Below are 18,771 nucleotides of genomic sequence, written 5' to 3'. Positions count from 1 at the left end.
AGTGACCACTCCATTACGCATTATTTTCGCCGGGACTCCGGATTTCGCGGCTACGCACCTGCAGGCACTGATTGATTCGGAACATCAGGTAATTGCGGCATACACTCAACCTGATCGCCCTGCAGGGCGCGGCCAGCAATTGCAACCCAGCGCAGTAAAACAACTGGCATTGAAACACCAAATTCCGGTGTATCAACCAAAATCGCTGAAGAAAGCCGCCGCACAAGCCGAGCTTGCCACACTTAATGCCGATGTCATGGTGGTTGTAGCTTATGGCCTTATTTTGCCGCAAAAAGTGCTGGATTCACCTCGTCTGGGTTGCATAAATGTGCATGGTTCTTTGCTGCCGCGTTGGCGCGGCGCGGCTCCGATACAACGGGCAATCTGGGCTGGCGATGGCCAAACAGGCGTTACCATTATGCAAATGGATGCCGGGCTTGATACCGGTGCCATGTTAAACACCGTTTGTTGCGATATCAGCAATAGTGATACCAGTGCATCTCTGTACGACAAACTGGCTCAATTAGGCCCCCAAGCGCTGCTGGCCGCACTGGTCAATTTGCCACTCCTGCAATTGCAAGCACAAGTACAGGACGATACCCAGGCAAGCTACGCTGAAAAATTACACAAAGATGAAGCTCTGCTCAACTTTGACAAAACCGCAGCTGCATTACAGCGTGAGATACGTGCCTTTAATCCATGGCCGGTAAGCTATATTTCGTTAGCTCAGGGCAGTGTTAAAATATGGCAAGCCGTGGCTGAAGATACCCTAGCCGACCAGCCACCAGGTACCATATTAAGCGCAACCAAACAGGGGATCCGCATCGCTTGCAGCGAAGGTGTGTTAACGATTACCCAACTGCAGCCACCGGGGAAAAAAGCCATGTCAGCAGCCGATTTTCTCAATGGCCGAGCTGAGTGGTTTAGCATTGGCACCATTATTGGCCAACCCGCATGAGCCAAAATGTGCGAGTGTTGGCAGCGCGCAGCTGCTTTGATGTTGTAGATCAGGGTATGTCACTGTCTGAAGTGCTACCTAAATCGCAAGCATTATTAGATAACGCTTTGGATAAAGCCTTGTTGCAGGAAATCTGTTTTGGCGTCATGCGCTATCTGCCGCAACTGGAAGCCGTTTGCAATCAATTAATGAGTAAACCACTGGTAAAACAGCTAAGGCCGCTACAATTTTTATTGTACGTGGGTATTTACCAGCTCAAATTTATGCGTATACCAGACCATGCGGCTATCAGTGAAACTGTGGAAGCGGCCCGTGAATTGAAAGGCCAGTCGTTAACCAAGTTGATCAACGGCGTGCTTCGAAATGTGCAACGCCAACCCGCATTGTTCGATTTCGACAACGCTCCCGACGCCGTGCAACATAACCATCCCGGCTGGCTCATCACAAAGCTGCGTCAGGCCTACCCCAACCAATGGCAACAAATACTGTTAGCCAATCAGCAAAAAGCGCCTCTGTGGCTGCGCGTTAACAGTAACAAACTTAGTCCAACTGACTATGCCGCCGCCCTAACCCGTGCCGGCATCGAATACTCAAGACCAATCGCCGATTTACCCGCCGCTATTAAGCTGACTCAAGCACAGGATGTCACTAGCCTGCCCGGCTACGCTGAAGGCTGGTTCTCAGTACAGGATGCTGCCGCCCAGTATGCCGCGTATTTGCTGCAGGTGGATAACCATCACCGTGTTCTGGACGCATGTTGCGCGCCAGGTGGCAAAACCTGTCATATTCTCGAGCTGGCACCAGATGCCGAACTCACAGCATTGGATAAAGAACCAAAGCGCCTGGTTCGTGTGCATGACAATCTGTTTCGGCTTGGGCTTAAAGCTAACGTAATAGCCGCCGACGCTGCCGTCCCTGACAATTGGTGGCAGGGTAAGTTGTTTGATCGTATTTTACTTGATGTACCTTGCTCCGCTATCGGCGTGATCCGCCGCCATCCGGATATTCGCTGGCTACGTAAAAAGGCAGATATCGCACCCTTGTGCGAGCTACAACAGCGTATATTGCAGCAATGTTGGCAGTTGCTGGCACCGGGCGGCATCCTGCTTTATGCTACTTGCAGTATATTGCCCGATGAAAATGGCGCCCAGATCGCAACCTTTCTGCAGCAAAATAGTGATGCCAGGCTGGACGAACTGCCACAACATACAACGCAGGAAAATGGCTGGCAGCTATTACCGGGCGAGCACGACATGGACGGTTTCTTCTATGCTCGTTTGCTCAAAATAGCGACAAACAGCGAGACAACATGAAAATTATTATCTTAGGCGCAGGCCAGGTTGGAGCCACACTGGCAGAAAACCTGGTCGGCGAGCAAAACGATATCACTATTGTTGACAGCAACTTTGATAAGTTACGCGCTCTGCAAGACCGCTTTGACTTACAGGTGGTGCATGGTCATGGCTCACACCCAGACATCCTGAAAAAGGCCGGTGCTGAAGATGCGGACATGGTTATCGCCGTAACTAACAGCGACGAAGTAAACATAGTCGCTTGTCAGGTGGCTTACAGCATTTTTAGCACCCCACTAAAGATTGCTCGCATTCGCACCAACCAGTATCTGAAATACCGTGACCAACTGTTTCACAAAGACGATATGCCGGTTGATCATTTTATTGCACCCGAAGCACTGGTAACCAACTACATTCGCCGCTTAATTGATTACCCCGGTGCCTTGCAAGTTGTGGAATTTGCCGGCGGTAAAGTGAGCTTGGTGGCCGTTAAGGCTTATTATGGAGGCCTACTGGTAGGCCATGCGTTATCGGCATTGAAAGCGCATATGCCAAACATAGAAACCCGAGTGGCGGCAATATACCGCCGTGGCAACGCCATTAAACCGCTAGGCACCACGATCATTGAAGCAGACGATGAAGTGTTTTTCGTTGCAGCGACCAAGCATATTCGAGCCGTAATGAGCGAGCTGCAAAAGTTGGAGCGCAGCTACCGCCGCATCATGATAGCCGGTGGCGGCAATGTTGGCTTTGGTTTGGCCCGGGCATTGGAAAAAACCCATAGCGTTAAATTAATAGAACGCGGTAAAGAGCGCGCCGAGTTTTTGTCCAGCGCATTGGATAACACCGTGGTTTATGTTGGTGACGCCTCGGATCCAGAACTGCTGGAAGAAGAAAACATCGAGCAAGTTGATGTGTTTATTGCCGTTACCAATGATGACGAAGCTAATATTATGTCAGCAATGTTGGCAAAGCGGATGGGCGCACAGAAAACGATGGTGCTGATTAAACGCGGCGCCTACGTTGACTTGCTGCAAGGCGGCGAAGTTGACATCGCAGTATCGCCACAGCAAGCTACTATTTCTGCATTGTTAACCCATATCCGCCGCGGCGATATTGTTAATGTGTATTCGTTGCGCCGTGGCGCCGCCGAAGCAATAGAGGCCATCGCGCATGGCGATAGCAGCACCAGTAAAGTGGTAGGCAAAGCCATCGGCAACATCAAACTGCCGCCAGGTACGACTATCGGTGCCATAGTGCGTGGTGAAGAAGTGCTAATTGCTCATGACAGCACGGTTATTGAAACTGATGACCACATCATATTGTTTATGGTCGATAAAAAACACATTGTCGAAGTAGAGAAGCTGTTTCAGGTTAGTGCAATTTTTATCTAATCTTTCCAAAAGGCCGGCGTAAATAACACCAACAAGGTAAACACTTCCAGCCGGCCGAATACCATGGCAATGATCAGGATCCACTTCGACACATCAGGAATACTACCAAAGTTCGCGGCTACTTCACCCAAACCCGGTCCCAGGTTATTTAAACAGGCTGCGGTTGCAGTAAAAGCAGTGATGTTATCCAAGCCGGTTAGCAACAACAGCAACATAATAACGACAAACACCAGAGCATAAGCTGCAAAAAAGCCCCAAACTGCTTCGACGATACGGTCTGCCACCGCGCGACGACCCAACTTTATCGAATATACCGCCCGCGGATGGATCAAGCGATTGAGCTCCCGCGTGCCTTGTAAAAACAGCAATACGACCCGCACCACCTTTAATCCGCCGCCGGTAGAGCCAGCACAACCACCAATAAAACTAGAAAATATTAACAATATTGGCAAAAACAATGGCCAGGCAGCAAAGCCATCAGTGGCAAAACCAGCGGTAGTAGAAATAGACACCGCCTGAAAAGCTGCATGGTTTAATGCATCGGCACTGTTGCTGTAGACATTGGTATGCAGCAACACGGCAAAGCAAACAAAGATCAAGGCAAATTGGATAAACAAAAAAGCTTTAAATTCGGGGTCGCGAAAATAGGTGCTAACACTTTTGCCGCGAATGGCAGCGAAGTGCAATGGGAAATTAATCGCACTCAACAGTAAAAAAATCACACAGATAGCATTAATGATCGGGCTTTGGAAGTGGCCAATGCTGGCATCGTAGGTCGAAAAGCCACCAATAGCGACAGTAGAAAAAGCATGGCAGATGGCGTCAAACCAACTCATGCCCGCCAGATAAAAAGCCAAGGCACAAGCCAAGGTTAGCGCCAGATAGATATACCACAGGTGCTTGGCCGTATCGGCAATACGCGGCGTCATCTTGTTATCTTTAACCGGGCCAGGTGTTTCGGCGCGGTACAACTGCATTCCACCTACCCCCAACATCGGCAATATGGCAACAGCCAACACGATAATACCCATACCACCCAGCCATTGCAGTTGTTGACGGTAATACAATATTGCTTTGGGTAAAAACTCAATGCCGGTTAGCACCGTAGCACCAGTGGTCGTCAATCCGGAAAACGCTTCAAACATAGCGCTGGCTAAGCTTAAATGTGGGTTGCTTGCCAACATAAAGGGGATAGCACCAACAGCACCTAGTGCTATCCAAAACAATACCACGATCAGAAATCCGTCGCGTACTTTCAACTCCGCCTTAAAACGCCGGTTGGGGTACCAGATCAAAAACCCAATAACGAGACACAGCACAAAAGACAGTATAAACGGCACACCGGCACCGTCCTTGTAGCCATAAGCTACAAACGCAGGCGGCACCATGCTGATACTGAAAATTGCGATCAGCAGGCCCAGAATACGAATTATCGAGCGGTATTGCATACCTTAGCTGCGCTCCTTGCGCTTAAGCCAGCTTAAGATCACGAGTCATATTTTCATTGCGGTCTTGATGCACTATCACATCATCCTCAATGCGAATACCACCATAGTGACGGAATGCATCGACTTTTTGCCAGTTGATGTACTTATCAAACTCGGTTGTCGCCAAATCCGCCAGTAAACTATCGATAAAATACAAACCTGGCTCAATAGTAAATACCATGTTTGCTTCTATGGTGCGGGTGCAACGCAAGTATGGATGGCTGTCGGGTGCGGCAACATGGGTACCGCGCTCATCGGCCATAAAGCCACCTACATCATGTACTTGCAAACCCAGGTGATGGCCTAAACCATGCGGAAAGAAGGTACGGCTAATTTTGTTTTCGACAATTGCGTCGGCTGACATGCGAACAAAATCAAATCGCTGCAATATTTCAGCAATACGCTGATGGCACTTCACATGCAAATCACCGTACTTTAATCCGGGCTTTAAAGCGCCGGCCAGTTCCAGCTCGATGTCGTTTACCGCACTGATTAACTGGGCAAACTCATCCTGTGGGTTAAAGCTGTAAGTACGGGTAATATCGGCAGCATAGCCATGAAACTCTGCGCCGGCATCAATTAAAAAAGAATGATGCTGCAGTGGCGCTTTGCGCTCAAGCGCCGTGTAGTGCAGGATAGCGCAGTTCTGATTCAGGGCAATAATATTACCGTAAGGTACTTCGTTTTCTGTTTGGCGCACAGCTGCCAAATAAGCCAACTGAATATCAAATTCACTGCCACCATTATAAAATGTAGCCTTGGCAGCATTGTGGCCGGCTACAGCCATCTGGTTGGCAATACGCAGACAAGCCAGTTCGTAGGGAGTTTTATACGCACGGTAAAAATGAATAAAGTTTAACACCGGCTCAGGGTTAATTTCGGTAAAACCGAGTGCTTTAGCCACTTCAATATGTTCACCCAGGTACGCTAGCCGGGCTTTATCATATGGCAACATGGTTTCTACTTTGTTTGGCTTGTCCAGCAATTGAATATCAAAATGCTCAGCCCAGAAATCATGTGGTTCGTCCGGTACTTTATGCCAGAAATCCTTTGGCCGGTAAAAAATCAGCTTCGGCTTGTTTACGCCATCAAGCAATAACCAGCAATGTGGGTTATCGATAACTGGCAGCCAGGCTTTAAACAATGGGTTGGCTTTAAACGGGTAGTCCATGTCGTCAAGGAACTTGCGCTGAGTCTGGCCAGAGTGAACCACCAGTGCATCGAGATTTTCACGCTCTAATAAACGGCGGCTGCGCAGTTGTAACTCGGCAATATGTGCCTGATACAGGCTTTGATAAGAAGCTGTCATAAGTGTCTGACCTGTTGGCTTAAAACTGTGCGTGGCATCATAACATTATTCTATCACTACCCCAATCCGCATTGTGGTTAGTGGCTTGAACACGTCGGTCGGCGTATTTAACCGGATGTTGTAGATCTGGTAGTAAGCCATCACTGCTTTTACATATTCGCGGGTTTCGCGATAAGGTATGGTTTCTACCCACACATCAGCTGGCACCGCATAATCCTTCGGGATCCACTGTTTAACCCGGCTATAACCGGCATTGTAGGCCGCTGTTGCCATTAGCAAATTGCCGTCGTTACGTTTACGTAAATAATTTAAGTAGTCTGTACCATAGTCAATATTGGTGACCGGGTTGTACAACTGCGCTAACTGCACTGGCTTTTTCGCTATTTCACGAGCAGTAGCTGGCATCAGCTGCATTAAGCCACGAGCGCCCACCGGTGATGCCGCGTCGGCCATAAAAGAGCTTTCGCGCCGTGCAATCGCCATGGCCCAGCCTGACTCAATGTCAAACTTGGCTGCCGAGGTGTCAATTTCAGCCTGAAAAGCCAGCGGGAAGCGTAGTTCGACATCATCCCAGTAACCGACATCTGCTAAGGAAAAAATGGCCCGTTCATACCACTGCAGTTGATGCGCCAATTTAGCTGACACCAGTTTTTGCTGCTCGTCAGACGTATCCTGCAAATGGTTCCACTCACGCCGCGCTTCCGTTAAGCGCCCAAGGGCCAGCCACTCTTGCGCCCGACGCACGGCAGGATGTTGCTGCAAGGTTTTCAGCTCCAGCTCAGACACCGTTACCGGCGCATGCGCCAGGCTGGGCGGCATCCCCAGTTTAGCCGCAGCCATAAAGCCGTAAAAATGTCGCTGCAATGCCAGTTGTTCAAACATGGGTTTAGCTTTGTCAGCTTGGCCCTGTTCTTCATAGGCACGTGCTAACCAGTACCTCCAACTGTTATCTTTACCGATGTCTGGCGGAAAAGCTTCGATAACCTGCTGCACCCGGTGCCAGTCCAGTTCTGCCAATGCGTGGCTAACCTGCCAATGAGCCAAAGTTTGATCAAGCAACTCCGGTGGCAAAGTGCTAAGCCAGACAGCAGCCTGCTCATCACCTTTACTGGCCAGTGCAATGGCAAACTGACGCTGCACATCTAAACGCTGCGCTGCGGTAAAGTACGGATCGTTGACGAACTTCTGCCACAATGCCAGCGCTTGCTTAGGATTACGCCAAACAAGCCGCTTTAAGCCGTATGCCAATACATCACGCTCATGCACTTTTTTCAGTGGAAAAAACTTGGCCGCAGTTATAGCCGCTGGATTGCGCCGCGTTTTTAGATACATATCAGCAAGATATTGCTGCTCACCCGGTAACTGAGTTTTAAGGTAGGGTATTAAACTGGTATCGCCACCCTCAGCAGCCAGTCGGATGCGCTGCCAGGTAAGCTCTGGCGTTTGTTGGCCAGCTTTGCGCCATGCAGCAAATAACGGGTCACACGCTTTGGGTTGAGACTTACCCACCACCCAAAGCTTGCTAACCCGGGGCCATAAATTACTGCTGTCGGCATTTTTTCCAGCCAACTTAAAGCGCAGTGCATGACACTCCAATTCGGCATCACTTGACCCCGCGTAGTTGGCGAGAAAAGTTTGACTCTTTTGCCGCTTAGCCAAATCCAGTAACCAGGGCTTACGCAGCGGCCAATCCATCGGCGTTTTTTCATAACGCCGCAAAAAATCGGCAATAAGCTCATCCGCCGTAAGAAACTGCTGCAAGCGCTGCTGCTGCAAATAAGGTTGTAGCGGATAATCAGCAAACTTTTTTAGCAGCTTCTGTGCCTGTTCATAACTGACACTGCCAATCTGTCGCTCTGCTTGTAAAAACTCTTTACGTAACGCTGCTTCTGAAGACACCGACGCCGCTGCCAGCGGAATCAGTAGCAGGTTACTCAACATTAAAACCATTCGTTTCACTGTGATAACCCCGATAAAACCACGAAAAAGAAAAATAGCACCTATAGTTACTGCGAAACGTCGCAAGCAGATTCAAACACGCGTTTAAATAACGGTTGAATTTTTTTGCAAACCGCGACACACTGAACAAGACAACCTCATCGTACCAGTTGCGAAGAACCCTAAAATACGCGACCAAGGAGCACCGTTATGATTTACCAGAGTGACAACATTACTGTTGCCTACCTCAAGCCTGGTATCGCCCGCTTTGCTTTTAATGCCAAGGGCTCAGTTAATAAATTTGACCAGCAGACGCTTACTGATTGTAAGACAGCTTTAGACCTGCTGCACAGCGATACCGCGTTAAAAGGTGTTATTTTTTGCAGTGACAAGGACGCTTTTATCGTTGGCGCTGACATTACTGAATTCTTGAACACGTTTTTACGGCCCGAGGCGGAGCTTATTCCGTGGATCAAACAAGCTTCTGATATTTTTGATCTGGCCGAAGATTTACCGGTCCCTACAATTGCCGCCATCAAAGGATTTGCACTGGGTGGCGGATGTGAGTGGTCACTTACTACTGATTATCGCGTCGCCGACACCACTACCCGTATTGGTTTACCTGAAGTAAAACTAGGCTTAATGCCAGGCTTTGGCGGTACCGTGCGCTTACCACGCATTATTGGCGCAGACAATGCGATGGAGTGGATCACCACCGGTAAAGACCACAGTGCTGACCAGGCACAAAAGTTTGGTTTAATCGATGCCGTAGTGGCGCCAGAGAAACTGGAAGCAGCAGCGCTGAGCATGCTAGAAGACGCCATTGCCGGCAAACTGGACTGGCGCAAAAAGCGCGCAGTTAAACTGCAGCCACTAAAACTGAATAAGACCGAAGCGACCATGAGCTTCAGCACCGCCAAAGGCATGGTGTTTGCCAACGCCGGTAAACATTACCCGGCGCCTATGCTGGCAGTTACTACCATTGAAGCGGCTGCCACGCTGGATCGCGCCGGTGCCATGGCACTGGAAAACGCTGGCTTTGCCAAACTGGCGAAAACCGATGCTGCTACTGCACAAATCGGCCTGTTTTTAAATGACCAGCTTATAAAAGGCAAGGCGAAAAAAGCCGCCAAAATCGCTACTAAAGCCATCAACAAAGCCGCAGTATTGGGCGCCGGCATTATGGGCGGCGGTATTGCCTATCAGTCTGCGTTAAAAGGCGTACCGGTGGTAATGAAAGATATCGCCGATAAAGCCTTAGCATTGGGTATGGGCGAAGCCACCAAGCTGTTGGGTAAGCAAGTAGAACGTAAAAAGCTCGATGCTATTGGTATGGCGAAGGTTATTGCGTCTATTACTCCTACGCTGAGCAATGAAAACGTTAAAGGCGTTGATATTGTGGTTGAAGCCGTAGTAGAAAACCCGAAAGTAAAAGGCGCAGTGTTAAAAGAAGTAGAAGCACTATTAAGTGATGACGCCATTTTAACCTCCAACACCTCAACCATTTCAATTGACTCACTGGCAGCAAATTTAAGCCGGCCGCAAAACTTCTGTGGTATGCACTTCTTTAACCCGGTACACCGTATGCCGTTGGTAGAGGTTATCCGCGGTAAAGACACCAGTGAAGAAACCGTAGCTGCTGTGGTGGCTTACGCTGCCAAGATGGGTAAATCCCCTATCGTTGTTAATGACTGCCCGGGCTTCTTTGTTAACCGTGTACTGTTTCCCTACTTTGCCGGTTTCAGTAAGCTGGTATTAGACGGCGCCGACTTTGCTCAGGTAGATAAAGTTATGGAAAAACAGTTTGGCTGGCCAATGGGTCCAGCCTATCTGTTGGATGTCGTCGGTTTAGACACGGCCTATCACTGCACCGACGTAATGGCTGCCGGCTTCCCTACCCGTATGGCAAAGCTGAATGATGACCCTGTAGCGGCGATGTACAAAGCCGATCGCTATGGCCAGAAAAACGGCGTTGGTTTCTATGCTTACAGCAAAGATGCCAAAGGTAAGCCGAAAAAAGATATCGACCCTGCCGCGCTTAGCCTATTGGCTGGCATCGCCGGAACTAAGCAAGAATTTAGCGCGGAAGACATTATCGCCCGTGTCATGGTACCGATGATTAACGAAACCATTCGTTGTCTGGAAGAAGGCATAGTGGCCAGCGCGGCTGAAGCCGATATGGGCTTAATCTACGGCTTAGGCTTCCCTCCGTTCCGCGGTGGCCCGCTGCGTTATGCCGATACCATCGGTTTAGCCAACTTTGTCGCCCTGGCCGATAAATACGCCCATTTAGGCGAAATTTATCAGGTAACAGATAAAACCCGCGCCATGGCCGAAGCCGGCCAGCGTTTCTTCCCGGTTTAAGCGCAGGAGCAGAATAATGAAACACGCAGTTATTGTAGATTGTATCCGCACGCCAATGGGCCGCAGCAAAGCCGGTATGTACCGCAACGTGCGCGCCGAGCAGTTATCTGCCCATGTTATGGCATCACTGGTGGCCCGTAACCCAGCATTAGACCCAAGCGACATTGACGACATTATCTGGGGTTGTGTGCAACAAACCTTAGAGCAAGGCTTTAACGTGGCGCGTAATGCGGCATTGTTAGCCGGCATTCCGCACTCGGTACCCGCCGTTACCGTTAATCGCTTGTGCGGCTCATCAATGCAAGCCTTGCATGACGCCGTGCGCGCCATACAAACCGGCATGGGTGAGGTGTATTTAATTGGTGGTGTTGAACACATGGGCCATGTGCCGATGAACCACGGCGTCGATTTTCACCCGGGTTTATCCACCTCGGTAGCCAAAGCCGCCGGTATGATGGGTTTAACCGCAGAATTGCTGGGTAAAATGCACGGCATCAGCCGCCAGCAGCAGGATGAATTCGGCGCGCGTTCACACCGCTTAGCGCAGGAAGCCAGCCTGCAAGGCCGCTTTAAAAACGAAATTATCCCCACTGAAGGCCACGACGCCGACGGCGTGTTAAAACTTATGGATTACGATGAAGTTATCCGCCCGGAAACCACAGTAGAAGCGCTGGGCCAACTACGCCCGGTATTCGACCCGGCCAACGGCACGGTAACTGCCGGTACGTCTTCAGCATTATCTGACGGCGCCTCTGGCATGTTAGTCATGAGCGAAGACAAAGCCAAAGCACTGGGCCTGCCAATTCGTGCTTACGTGCGCGGTATGGGTGTAGCCGGTTGCGACCCGTCTATTATGGGTTACGGCCCGGTACCGGCGTCGAAAAAGGCGCTGAAAATGGCCGGTATCAGCATCAACGATATCGACTACGCCGAGCTGAACGAAGCTTTCGCAGCTCAGGCTCTGCCAGTAATGAAAGATTTAGGCTTACTGGAAGTTGCCGATCAGAAAGTAAACCTGAACGGCGGCGCTATCGCCCTTGGCCACCCGCTGGGTTGCTCAGGTTCACGTATCAGCACCACGCTGATTAACGTGATGGAAGATAAAGGTGGCAAGTTTGGCCTGGCAACCATGTGTATCGGTTTAGGCCAGGGTATTGCTACAGTGTTTGAACGGCCATAAGCTGGCAGCAATAAGCACAATCGCATAGAATAAGGGCCGTTTTTACGGCCCTTATTTATTGGCGCAAAGATTAGGCGCAAATCCCGCTGGCGCAGCCACAGACCCACGAGCATAGCGAATGCGGCAATAGCTGGCGTCTGGAACGCCAGCGCACGGCTGAAGGGCAGGATTGCCCGAAGCCCCGCTGTGGCGAGTACAGCGGGAATTTGCGCCGACACTACGTAAACAAAGCAAAGATTTTCTACCGGAGTAACAATGGAAGATATTTTCAGCAACGCAGATCAAACCCTCGATGCCTTAGGCCTGCGCTGCCCCGAGCCGGTAATGATGGTACGGCTGCAACTGCGTAAAATGCAGGTGGGTGAAACTTTACTTATTATCGCCGACGATCCGGCCACCACCCGCGATATCCCGGCATTTTGTCGCTTTATGGATCATGAGTTGGTGGGCAGTGATGCTACTGAATTGCCGTATCGGTATTTGGTAAAAAAGGTTAGCGGTTAACCTACCTGATTAATTTACTTACCACCTCGAATCATTCTCACAAGGTACCCCATCCCGATCACCATCCATTTTAGTAGCAGGACAGTTGCGGATAAAAAACTCGGCTTCAGCGCGTGAGGTCATCTGGCTGCAATGCTGGCGTCCATCGCAGCGAAACTGTGATGCACTGGCCACGGCGCGGGCTTTGTTAATTGCCACGGTGTAATCAGGTAATACTTTTGGCACAGCAACAGGCTCTGCCACTGGTGTAGTGTTTTGTTTTTGGTAGTAATTCCACGCGCCGAAGGCAACCAGTGCGATAAGTAACAGCTATTAAAAGCGATGCCGGCATTGCAGGGTAAAAGCATTAAAGATTTTATTCTGGATAAGGTGCTACCACAGCAAGCGGAGGAGCCGCCGCGAAACTGCTCTGTGAAGCAGTTAGAAACTCTAACGCAACAGCGGCTATCTAGCGCCTATAACGGCAACTATTCTGAGCAAAGCGTTACCGATATCTTTGAGCAAGCGATAGCAGACCATGGTAAGCGCTAAAAAGCGTTATTTTTTAACTGCTTAGACTGTTCAAGATCTGCAGTATATCGCCCGATATACTGTTTAAACCGGGGATATAGCACAAAGCAGTTCAGGTGTACTGGTACTTTGTCACTTCAAAGATTAAACCGGCGTTTTCAAACTTATCGATGCACATATACCCGGCAGATTTTCTGCTGTCATGCCATCTTGCAGGAAACCATCGGATGAGCTGAGTTTGGCTCTATCACTGTCGTTATGTGCTGCAGTTAACACTCATTCTGGCGCAATCAAAGTACTGTGCACACCAATATTGTAAAAGCTGAATACCGAAATGCAGTTACCATATAAGTTTCCGTCGCAGCAATACCAGCCTTTGTTAGCGTGGCGACAACAACATTTACTACACGTTGTGATTAAACGAGTTTTACTGGTTAGTTTGTGATGGCTAAATTGATGCCTTAATGCTGTTTTTTTGTGCTAGCATCAATCTATCTGCAGATAACAAGAATGGCAGCTTTGCACGCAGTATTACAGCGCCCAAACAACAGGCAAGCTCAAAAAATAGACGAGCGCCGCCGGCGTTATATCCTGGCTTTTGTCAGTTATATAACCAGCGCGGTGATGTTTATTTATGGCTTTAAAAATCTATATTCCGAACAGGTATTATTACCGGTTATTCTGTTTGGTACTGGCTTAGCTTTTTTACTAAATATCCTTTGGTTTCATTTAAGCCGTAATTTACAACGCGCTTGTGTCATAGAGGCTGTGCTGGTTGGTGGCTTTGTATTAAGCCTGGTGTATCAGGGAGGCTTTAACAACACCGCCCTGTACTGGGTATTTCCGTTTCCTGCCATTTTGTTTGGTTTGCTTGGTGTGCGCATCGCACTGTTAAGTAACGCCCTGCTGGTGCTTATGCTTTGCATTATGCTGTTTATACCCGACCTTATACTGGCGCAATACAAAGACGCCGAAGCCAGCCGCTTTATAGCCTCACTGCTTATTGTTATTATCGTTTGCTGGATTAACGACCATTACCGTGAGCGCAGTCACCAAGCAATGGATTTGCTGCAGCAAAGCAAAGAAATGCAAGCCAACACTGATGCACTAACTGAATTAGCTAACCGCCGCTTTATCGATGCCAGTTTGTTGCCTAGCCTGGCATTACAACCGGCACAGTTTTTTCCATTGTCGCTTATTATGTGTGATATCGATCACTTTAAGCAGCTGAATGACCGCTTCGGTCATGACGCCGGTGACGACGTATTAAAGGCAGTAGCTCAGTTATTTCGCAAATGCTTGCGCCAGCATGATTTTGCCTGCCGTACTGGAGGCGAAGAGTTTTTACTTATCTTGCCACATACCAACAGTGCCGATGCCTTCTTAGTGGCAGAAAAGATCAGAAGCCAGCTTGCGCAGCAGGCACTGCTGGCAAACCAACCCGAATACCACATCACTGCAAGCTTTGGTGTGGCACTGTGCGACAATGCCGAAGACTTTACCCAGGCAGTAAAACACGCCGATGAGCAAATGTATTTGTCTAAGCGTAATGGCCGTAACCAGGTTAATTGAGCTAAGCGACGTCTTATTTACACATATCCAAACAAGTACTGCTATGGCAAGATACTTGTCTTAAGGCTGTTATGGAGCTGCGTTATGCATTTATCCCCCGCTAATTTACATATTTTGCTGGTTGAGCCATCAGAGGTGCAGCGAAAAATTATTCGTAAAAAACTCGCAGAAGAGCAAGTAACTCAGGTAGAGGAAGCCGATAGCCTTGCCAGTGCAATAAACAAAATACAGCAACATAAACCGGATGCTATAGCTTGTGCACTGCATTTTGCCGATGGCACCGCGGAACAATTATTGATACAGCTAAAAGCAGACCCTAGCACCGCTGAAATTCCGTTTTTGTTAGTTTCCAGCGAAACCCGCAAAGCTCAGCTCGAAGCTTTTAAACAATCTGGGGTAGTAGCTATTTTGCCTAAACCGTTCGACGCTATGCAATTGGGCAGAGCACTAAACGCCGCCGTTGACCTGCTCAGCCCAGCCGAGCTGGAACTCACCTTGTTTGATGTACATGATGTACGAGTACTGGTGGTTGATGATAGCCGACTGGCGCGTAACCATATACGCAGGGTACTAAGTAACCTGGGCATGCAATCTATTGTTGAAGCCGAAGACGGCAAACAAGCAATTAGCCAGCTGCAACAACAGATGTTTGATTTGGTCGTTACTGATTACAACATGCCTGAAGTAAACGGCAGGGAGTTGACCGAATATATCCGTGAACATAGCACCCTATCGCATATACCAGTATTAATGGTAACCAGTGAAGCTAACGACACTCACCTGGCCAATATTGCCCAAAGCGGTGTCAATGCAATGTGTGACAAGCCATTTGAGCCAGACGCCGTTAAGCAACTACTGTATCGCTTGCTCGATCATTAGCAAACGTTTTGCGGTATGCCTAATGTACTGCGAGTTTAGTAAACGGGTTTTCCACGCGACGGCAACTGCATTTCCGATAAAAAAGTTGATTTTCCGCAGTAATGCAGTCATGGTTATTTATAAGTCAATGTTGTTTTGTAATGGAAGCGATTCACGCTATGCCCACTTCTTTTGCTTTACCTTTAGCAGAACTAACTGCCCGCTTAACAACCGGCAACATCAGTATGCACGACGCCACTATGTCGCTATTACAAAGCTGTCTCGATGTTCTGCAAGTGCAACGCGCCAGCGTATGGTTAAGTACTGACGATGATTTGCTGTCGTGCCGCATGCTATTAGACAAAACCGACGGCATGGCGCAAGAGCCGTTGATGATAGATCGCTGGAGTTTTCCGGGGTACTTTCGCACACTCGACCAAAAAGGCATTATATGCGCCGCCGATGCGTACAATGATGCTGCGACCAAAGAACTGTATGATGCATTCTTACGCCCGCTGGAAATTCGTTCTTTACTTGATGTGCCGTTACTACAGGACAATAAACTAATTGGCATAATTTGCTGCGAACATACCAAGGTAATCAAGCATTGGACTGAAGAAGAAATACAGTTTGTTACGGCGCTGAGCCGTCTTTATCAACCACTGTATGCCTCACAACCCTAGCTTTCCGATAGCGCCAGTAAAAAAGCCAGCCCTACACTGGTTTTTACTGTGCATGTTCTGAACAGGCTGTATCAATCGTCTCAAAGTGATACAGCGGTTAGCTCAGTTAGCGTTGCAGCTTTTCAACCGCAAGTTCAAGTCGTTTTATTTCACGAAGTGTTGAACTGCGGTTGCTTTCCAGCCAGATCCACAACTTAGTGGCAACCTGTGCCTGAAACACTAATAGCAACACAACCCCCCAAAAGTTTTGCTCCGCCTGCGGTACCGTAAGAAACTGATAGCCACAGTAAAAAATCGCCATCGCCAGCAATATAGCTAAACAATAGGCCGTAGCCATTATGGCTCCCAAGCCGCCTTTAAAGCCTGATAAAAGCAGTTTTTCCAGCCCCTGCTCTTCTCGCATCAGCTTGTCTAACTCGGCGGCTTGCCGGGCAAGTTCGCGTTTAATCTCGTTGTCATTAGTATTATGTTGCTGTGTCATGTTAGCTCTCCTCAGTCAGGGTCTGTTGTAGCAAACTACGGGCGCGATGCAGACGAGATTTTACTGTACCCTCTGGAATATCCAGTATCAGCGCAATTTGTTGCAAGGCCAGCTCATGCAGATAGTACAGCTGCACCACGTCGCGTACATCGGCTGGCAAGCCGCTAATAGCGCAGCTTAAAGTGTTGTCTGGCAGCGATTCACAGTTTGTCCATGGTTCGTGCTGCGCCAATAAGGGTTCAGTCAAACGTTGATTGGCTAGCTTCTGATAATCCAACACCTCCCAGCGTACCGCGCGATAAAGCCAGCAGCTAAATACTGCTGGGTCTTGCAGGCGCACAATACGTTGGCTTACTTTAAGCCACACATTTTGTACCAAATCTTCTGCTGCGGCCGGGTTAGATAGTAGATAGGCCGCAAATCGGCGCAAGTCGCGATGAAAATGGCGATACAACAGCGAAAAGGCTCGCTTGTCGCCACTTTGCATAGCCAGTACCAGTAAATCCAGTTGCGCCTGTTGCATTGGTAGCCCGTATTATTATTGTTTGCCAGTAAAAGACGACACACTAAGCGAGCAGGTTCAGCATAACCGCATTTTATTTTCTATCTCTAGCCACAACGAACTGACTGTTTGTGTTAGTCCGGTTTGCATTCAGGCCCTGTCGGATTGAGCGCTGGTTGACGCATAAATGTTGCCATTCTGGCACTGGCACATGGCTCAATACCAACAACACCATGGCCCAGGTTGTAGCGCTCTACCTTTGCATTACCAAAATTATCTAATCGCTGCTGTAAATCGATTAGTGGTGTTACAACATCTAAATTCCCTTGCAAAAATAACGTTGGGATATCGGTTATCAGTGGCTGGTTCAATTCTACGGGTGCTGGTTTAGCGCCAATTAATTGGCAATGCTGAGTGTCTGGCCACTGTAACTGCAGGCTTGCCATATCTCGGATATGCCCCTCTGGCAACAACAACATAGTTAGTTGCAGTTGCTGCGCCGGCCAAAACGGCACTTCTTCAGCACAAAAATGACTCATCATACTAATATCGGCGAAACTGGGATCGGTGAGAAGCCAGATATACATCGCGACAAACGGTGTAACAGCATCACCGTTATCTTGCTCCAATTCCAGCACTATTTGCTCCAAGCTGGCATAAATGTCGGCACTGTAAAGCCCATCCATAATAGCGCTGATAAGGAGGTTTCCGTCTAGCAGCACCTCACTTACACCATTAATATCATAATCCGACAGATCTAGTATTACCGGGCTTTTATTCAGCTTTTCTATCAGGTGCGTGAGACGATGAGTGAATTCTGGTAATGGTTTGTCGCAGTCAGCAACGTGTTGACAATAGCGCTCCAGCATCTGGTAAGGCGCAAGATAGTAGTCTGCGTCATTGCGATTTAATTTAGCATCAATAAACGCGGCGCTATCGAAGATCATTGCCTCTACTGTATGCGGATAATATCTCGCCAGCAATTGAGCATAGACAGCGCCGTATGACACGCCATATAAAGACCATTTTTCAATGCCCAGCGCCCGTCTTAACAGCTCGATATCTTGCACTACTGATAAACTATTGTAGGCAGACAACACTATACCCTCAGCTTGCAGCTGCACTATACACTGCTGGTATTCCTGCTTGCTCTGTTCAAAGCTTTGTTGCAACGTTAAATGCTGGCTAAATCGTTTAGTCTGATTAATGCGGTACAGCTCACAATTCAATGAAGGGGAAGACAGTCCGGTTCCTCTGGGATCTATCAAAATAAGGTTTCGCCCTTGCAGCAGACTGGCGCTGTAAAAGCTTTTCCAGGTCAGTTCTACCATTTCGTCATCATCCAACCACATAGCTGCGCCCGGGCCGCCACCGCCAAGATGCAGCAGCGGAGGCGCTGTATTTTCGGTAGCGTCAGTGAAAAATATGACTACCGGTATACTGATTTGGTTTGAGTTGGCGGTGTCATGTTGCTCCGGTAATGTAAAACGGTAACACTGACTTCTTGGCCAATCTGCAGCCGAGGTAAACCAACAATCAACGGCTTGCAAGGGTTGTGGTGCTGAATTGAAGTGATTGGAAAAATACCAGCCAATAAACGCGAGCAGAATTACAACCCACGACAGTAGCCAAACCTTGCTGCGCTGCTTAGATCCGTCCAAAATGGAGCTCCCGTAGTATTGTTATCACCAACGCTTTATTGTCATGATAAGGCTGGTAGATACAAAAAATCCAGCTGT

Annotated in this window: 16 protein-coding genes and 1 pseudogene; 10 read left to right on the top strand and 7 right to left on the bottom strand. The window is 48.7% G+C overall.

What is annotated here, in order from left to right; all coding sequences use genetic code 11:
• Position 1 precedes the first annotated feature (1 nt).
• The 3 genes from fmt to trkA are packed head-to-tail and all read left to right on the top strand — an operon-like array spanning position 2 to position 3,644.
• Positions 2–958 (top strand): methionyl-tRNA formyltransferase, encoded by a 957-nt coding sequence (fmt, locus tag I4W93_RS17045; protein WP_205311987.1) that lies wholly within the window; start codon positions 2–4, stop codon positions 956–958.
• The gene (rsmB, locus tag I4W93_RS17040; RefSeq protein WP_205311986.1) at positions 955–2,271 is read left to right on the top strand and encodes a 16S rRNA (cytosine(967)-C(5))-methyltransferase RsmB; all 1,317 of its coding nucleotides are present in this window, start codon (positions 955–957) and stop codon (positions 2,269–2,271) included. The genes fmt and rsmB overlap by 4 nt, the downstream gene beginning before the upstream one ends.
• On the top strand, positions 2,268–3,644 hold the full coding sequence (gene trkA, locus I4W93_RS17035; RefSeq protein WP_205311985.1) for a Trk system potassium transporter TrkA: 1,377 nt from the start codon (positions 2,268–2,270) through the stop codon (positions 3,642–3,644). Before rsmB ends, trkA begins: the two co-directional genes overlap by 4 nt.
• Here trkA and I4W93_RS17030 read toward each other — a convergent pair.
• From I4W93_RS17030 to I4W93_RS17020, 3 genes are read right to left on the bottom strand one after another with little or no spacing between them, the layout of a single operon-like run.
• Positions 3,641–5,092 (bottom strand): TrkH family potassium uptake protein, encoded by a 1,452-nt coding sequence (locus I4W93_RS17030; RefSeq protein ID WP_205311984.1) that lies wholly within the window; start codon positions 5,090–5,092, stop codon positions 3,641–3,643. The genes trkA and I4W93_RS17030 overlap by 4 nt on opposite strands.
• A gap of 22 nt (positions 5,093–5,114) precedes the next feature.
• On the bottom strand, positions 5,115–6,440 hold the full coding sequence (gene pepQ, locus I4W93_RS17025) for a Xaa-Pro dipeptidase (RefSeq protein ID WP_205311983.1): 1,326 nt from the start codon (positions 6,438–6,440) through the stop codon (positions 5,115–5,117).
• Between the two features lie 45 nt (positions 6,441–6,485).
• Entirely contained in the window at positions 6,486–8,390 is a 1,905-nt protein-coding gene (locus tag I4W93_RS17020; protein ID WP_224673520.1) for a transglycosylase SLT domain-containing protein, read from the bottom strand.
• A 198-nt stretch (positions 8,391–8,588) separates the two neighbouring features.
• Here I4W93_RS17020 and fadB point away from each other — a divergent pair, with 198 nt between their 5' ends.
• The 3 genes from fadB to tusA all read left to right on the top strand — a co-directional run bounded on the left by fadB (position 8,589) and on the right by tusA (position 12,426).
• Complete coding sequence (gene fadB, locus I4W93_RS17015) at positions 8,589–10,742, top strand: fatty acid oxidation complex subunit alpha FadB (protein WP_205311982.1); 2,154 nt, start codon at positions 8,589–8,591, stop codon at positions 10,740–10,742.
• Between the two features lie 16 nt (positions 10,743–10,758).
• Positions 10,759–11,922: an acetyl-CoA C-acyltransferase FadA gene (gene fadA / locus I4W93_RS17010; protein ID WP_205311981.1), complete on the top strand. Its 1,164-nt coding sequence runs from the start codon at positions 10,759–10,761 to the stop codon at positions 11,920–11,922.
• 255 nt (positions 11,923–12,177) lie between these two features.
• On the top strand, positions 12,178–12,426 hold the full coding sequence (gene tusA / locus I4W93_RS17005; RefSeq protein WP_205311980.1) for a sulfurtransferase TusA: 249 nt from the start codon (positions 12,178–12,180) through the stop codon (positions 12,424–12,426).
• A gap of 18 nt (positions 12,427–12,444) precedes the next feature.
• Here tusA and I4W93_RS17000 read toward each other — a convergent pair whose 3' ends face one another.
• Positions 12,445–12,651, bottom strand: a complete 207-nt coding sequence (locus tag I4W93_RS17000) for an excalibur calcium-binding domain-containing protein (protein WP_224673516.1) — start codon at positions 12,649–12,651, stop codon at positions 12,445–12,447.
• A gap of 93 nt (positions 12,652–12,744) precedes the next feature.
• On the opposite strand from I4W93_RS17000, the pseudogene I4W93_RS16995 reads away from it, so the two are divergent.
• From I4W93_RS16995 to I4W93_RS16980, 4 genes and pseudogenes are all read left to right on the top strand, one after another.
• Positions 12,745–12,957, top strand: a pseudogene (locus I4W93_RS16995) (type II TA system antitoxin, ParD family); the annotation flags it as partial.
• Between the two features lie 489 nt (positions 12,958–13,446).
• Positions 13,447–14,508 carry a GGDEF domain-containing protein gene (locus I4W93_RS16990; protein WP_205311978.1) on the top strand — a complete coding sequence of 354 codons (1,062 nt, stop codon included), beginning with the start codon at positions 13,447–13,449 and terminating at the stop codon, positions 14,506–14,508.
• A gap of 84 nt (positions 14,509–14,592) precedes the next feature.
• Complete coding sequence (locus I4W93_RS16985) at positions 14,593–15,387, top strand: response regulator (protein WP_205311977.1); 795 nt, start codon at positions 14,593–14,595, stop codon at positions 15,385–15,387.
• A gap of 158 nt (positions 15,388–15,545) precedes the next feature.
• Positions 15,546–16,049, top strand: a complete 504-nt coding sequence (locus tag I4W93_RS16980) for a GAF domain-containing protein (protein ID WP_205311976.1) — start codon at positions 15,546–15,548, stop codon at positions 16,047–16,049.
• 106 nt (positions 16,050–16,155) lie between these two features.
• Here the strand turns inward: I4W93_RS16980 and I4W93_RS16975 are convergent, their stop codons facing one another.
• The 3 genes from I4W93_RS16975 to I4W93_RS16965 form a co-directional block, all read right to left on the bottom strand.
• Complete coding sequence (locus I4W93_RS16975; protein ID WP_205311975.1) at positions 16,156–16,530, bottom strand: DUF6768 family protein; 375 nt, start codon at positions 16,528–16,530, stop codon at positions 16,156–16,158.
• A gap of 1 nt (position 16,531) precedes the next feature.
• On the bottom strand, positions 16,532–17,053 hold the full coding sequence (locus I4W93_RS16970; protein WP_205311974.1) for an RNA polymerase sigma factor: 522 nt from the start codon (positions 17,051–17,053) through the stop codon (positions 16,532–16,534).
• Between the two features lie 113 nt (positions 17,054–17,166).
• On the bottom strand, positions 17,167–18,693 hold the full coding sequence (locus tag I4W93_RS16965) for an alpha/beta hydrolase (protein WP_205311973.1): 1,527 nt from the start codon (positions 18,691–18,693) through the stop codon (positions 17,167–17,169).
• Between the last annotated feature and the right edge of the window lie 78 nt (positions 18,694–18,771).

The organism is Rheinheimera maricola, assembly GCF_016918075.2.
GTDB classification, from domain to species: domain Bacteria; phylum Pseudomonadota; class Gammaproteobacteria; order Enterobacterales; family Alteromonadaceae; genus Alishewanella; species Alishewanella maricola_A.
This window is presented reverse-complemented; position numbering and strand designations above follow the sequence as displayed.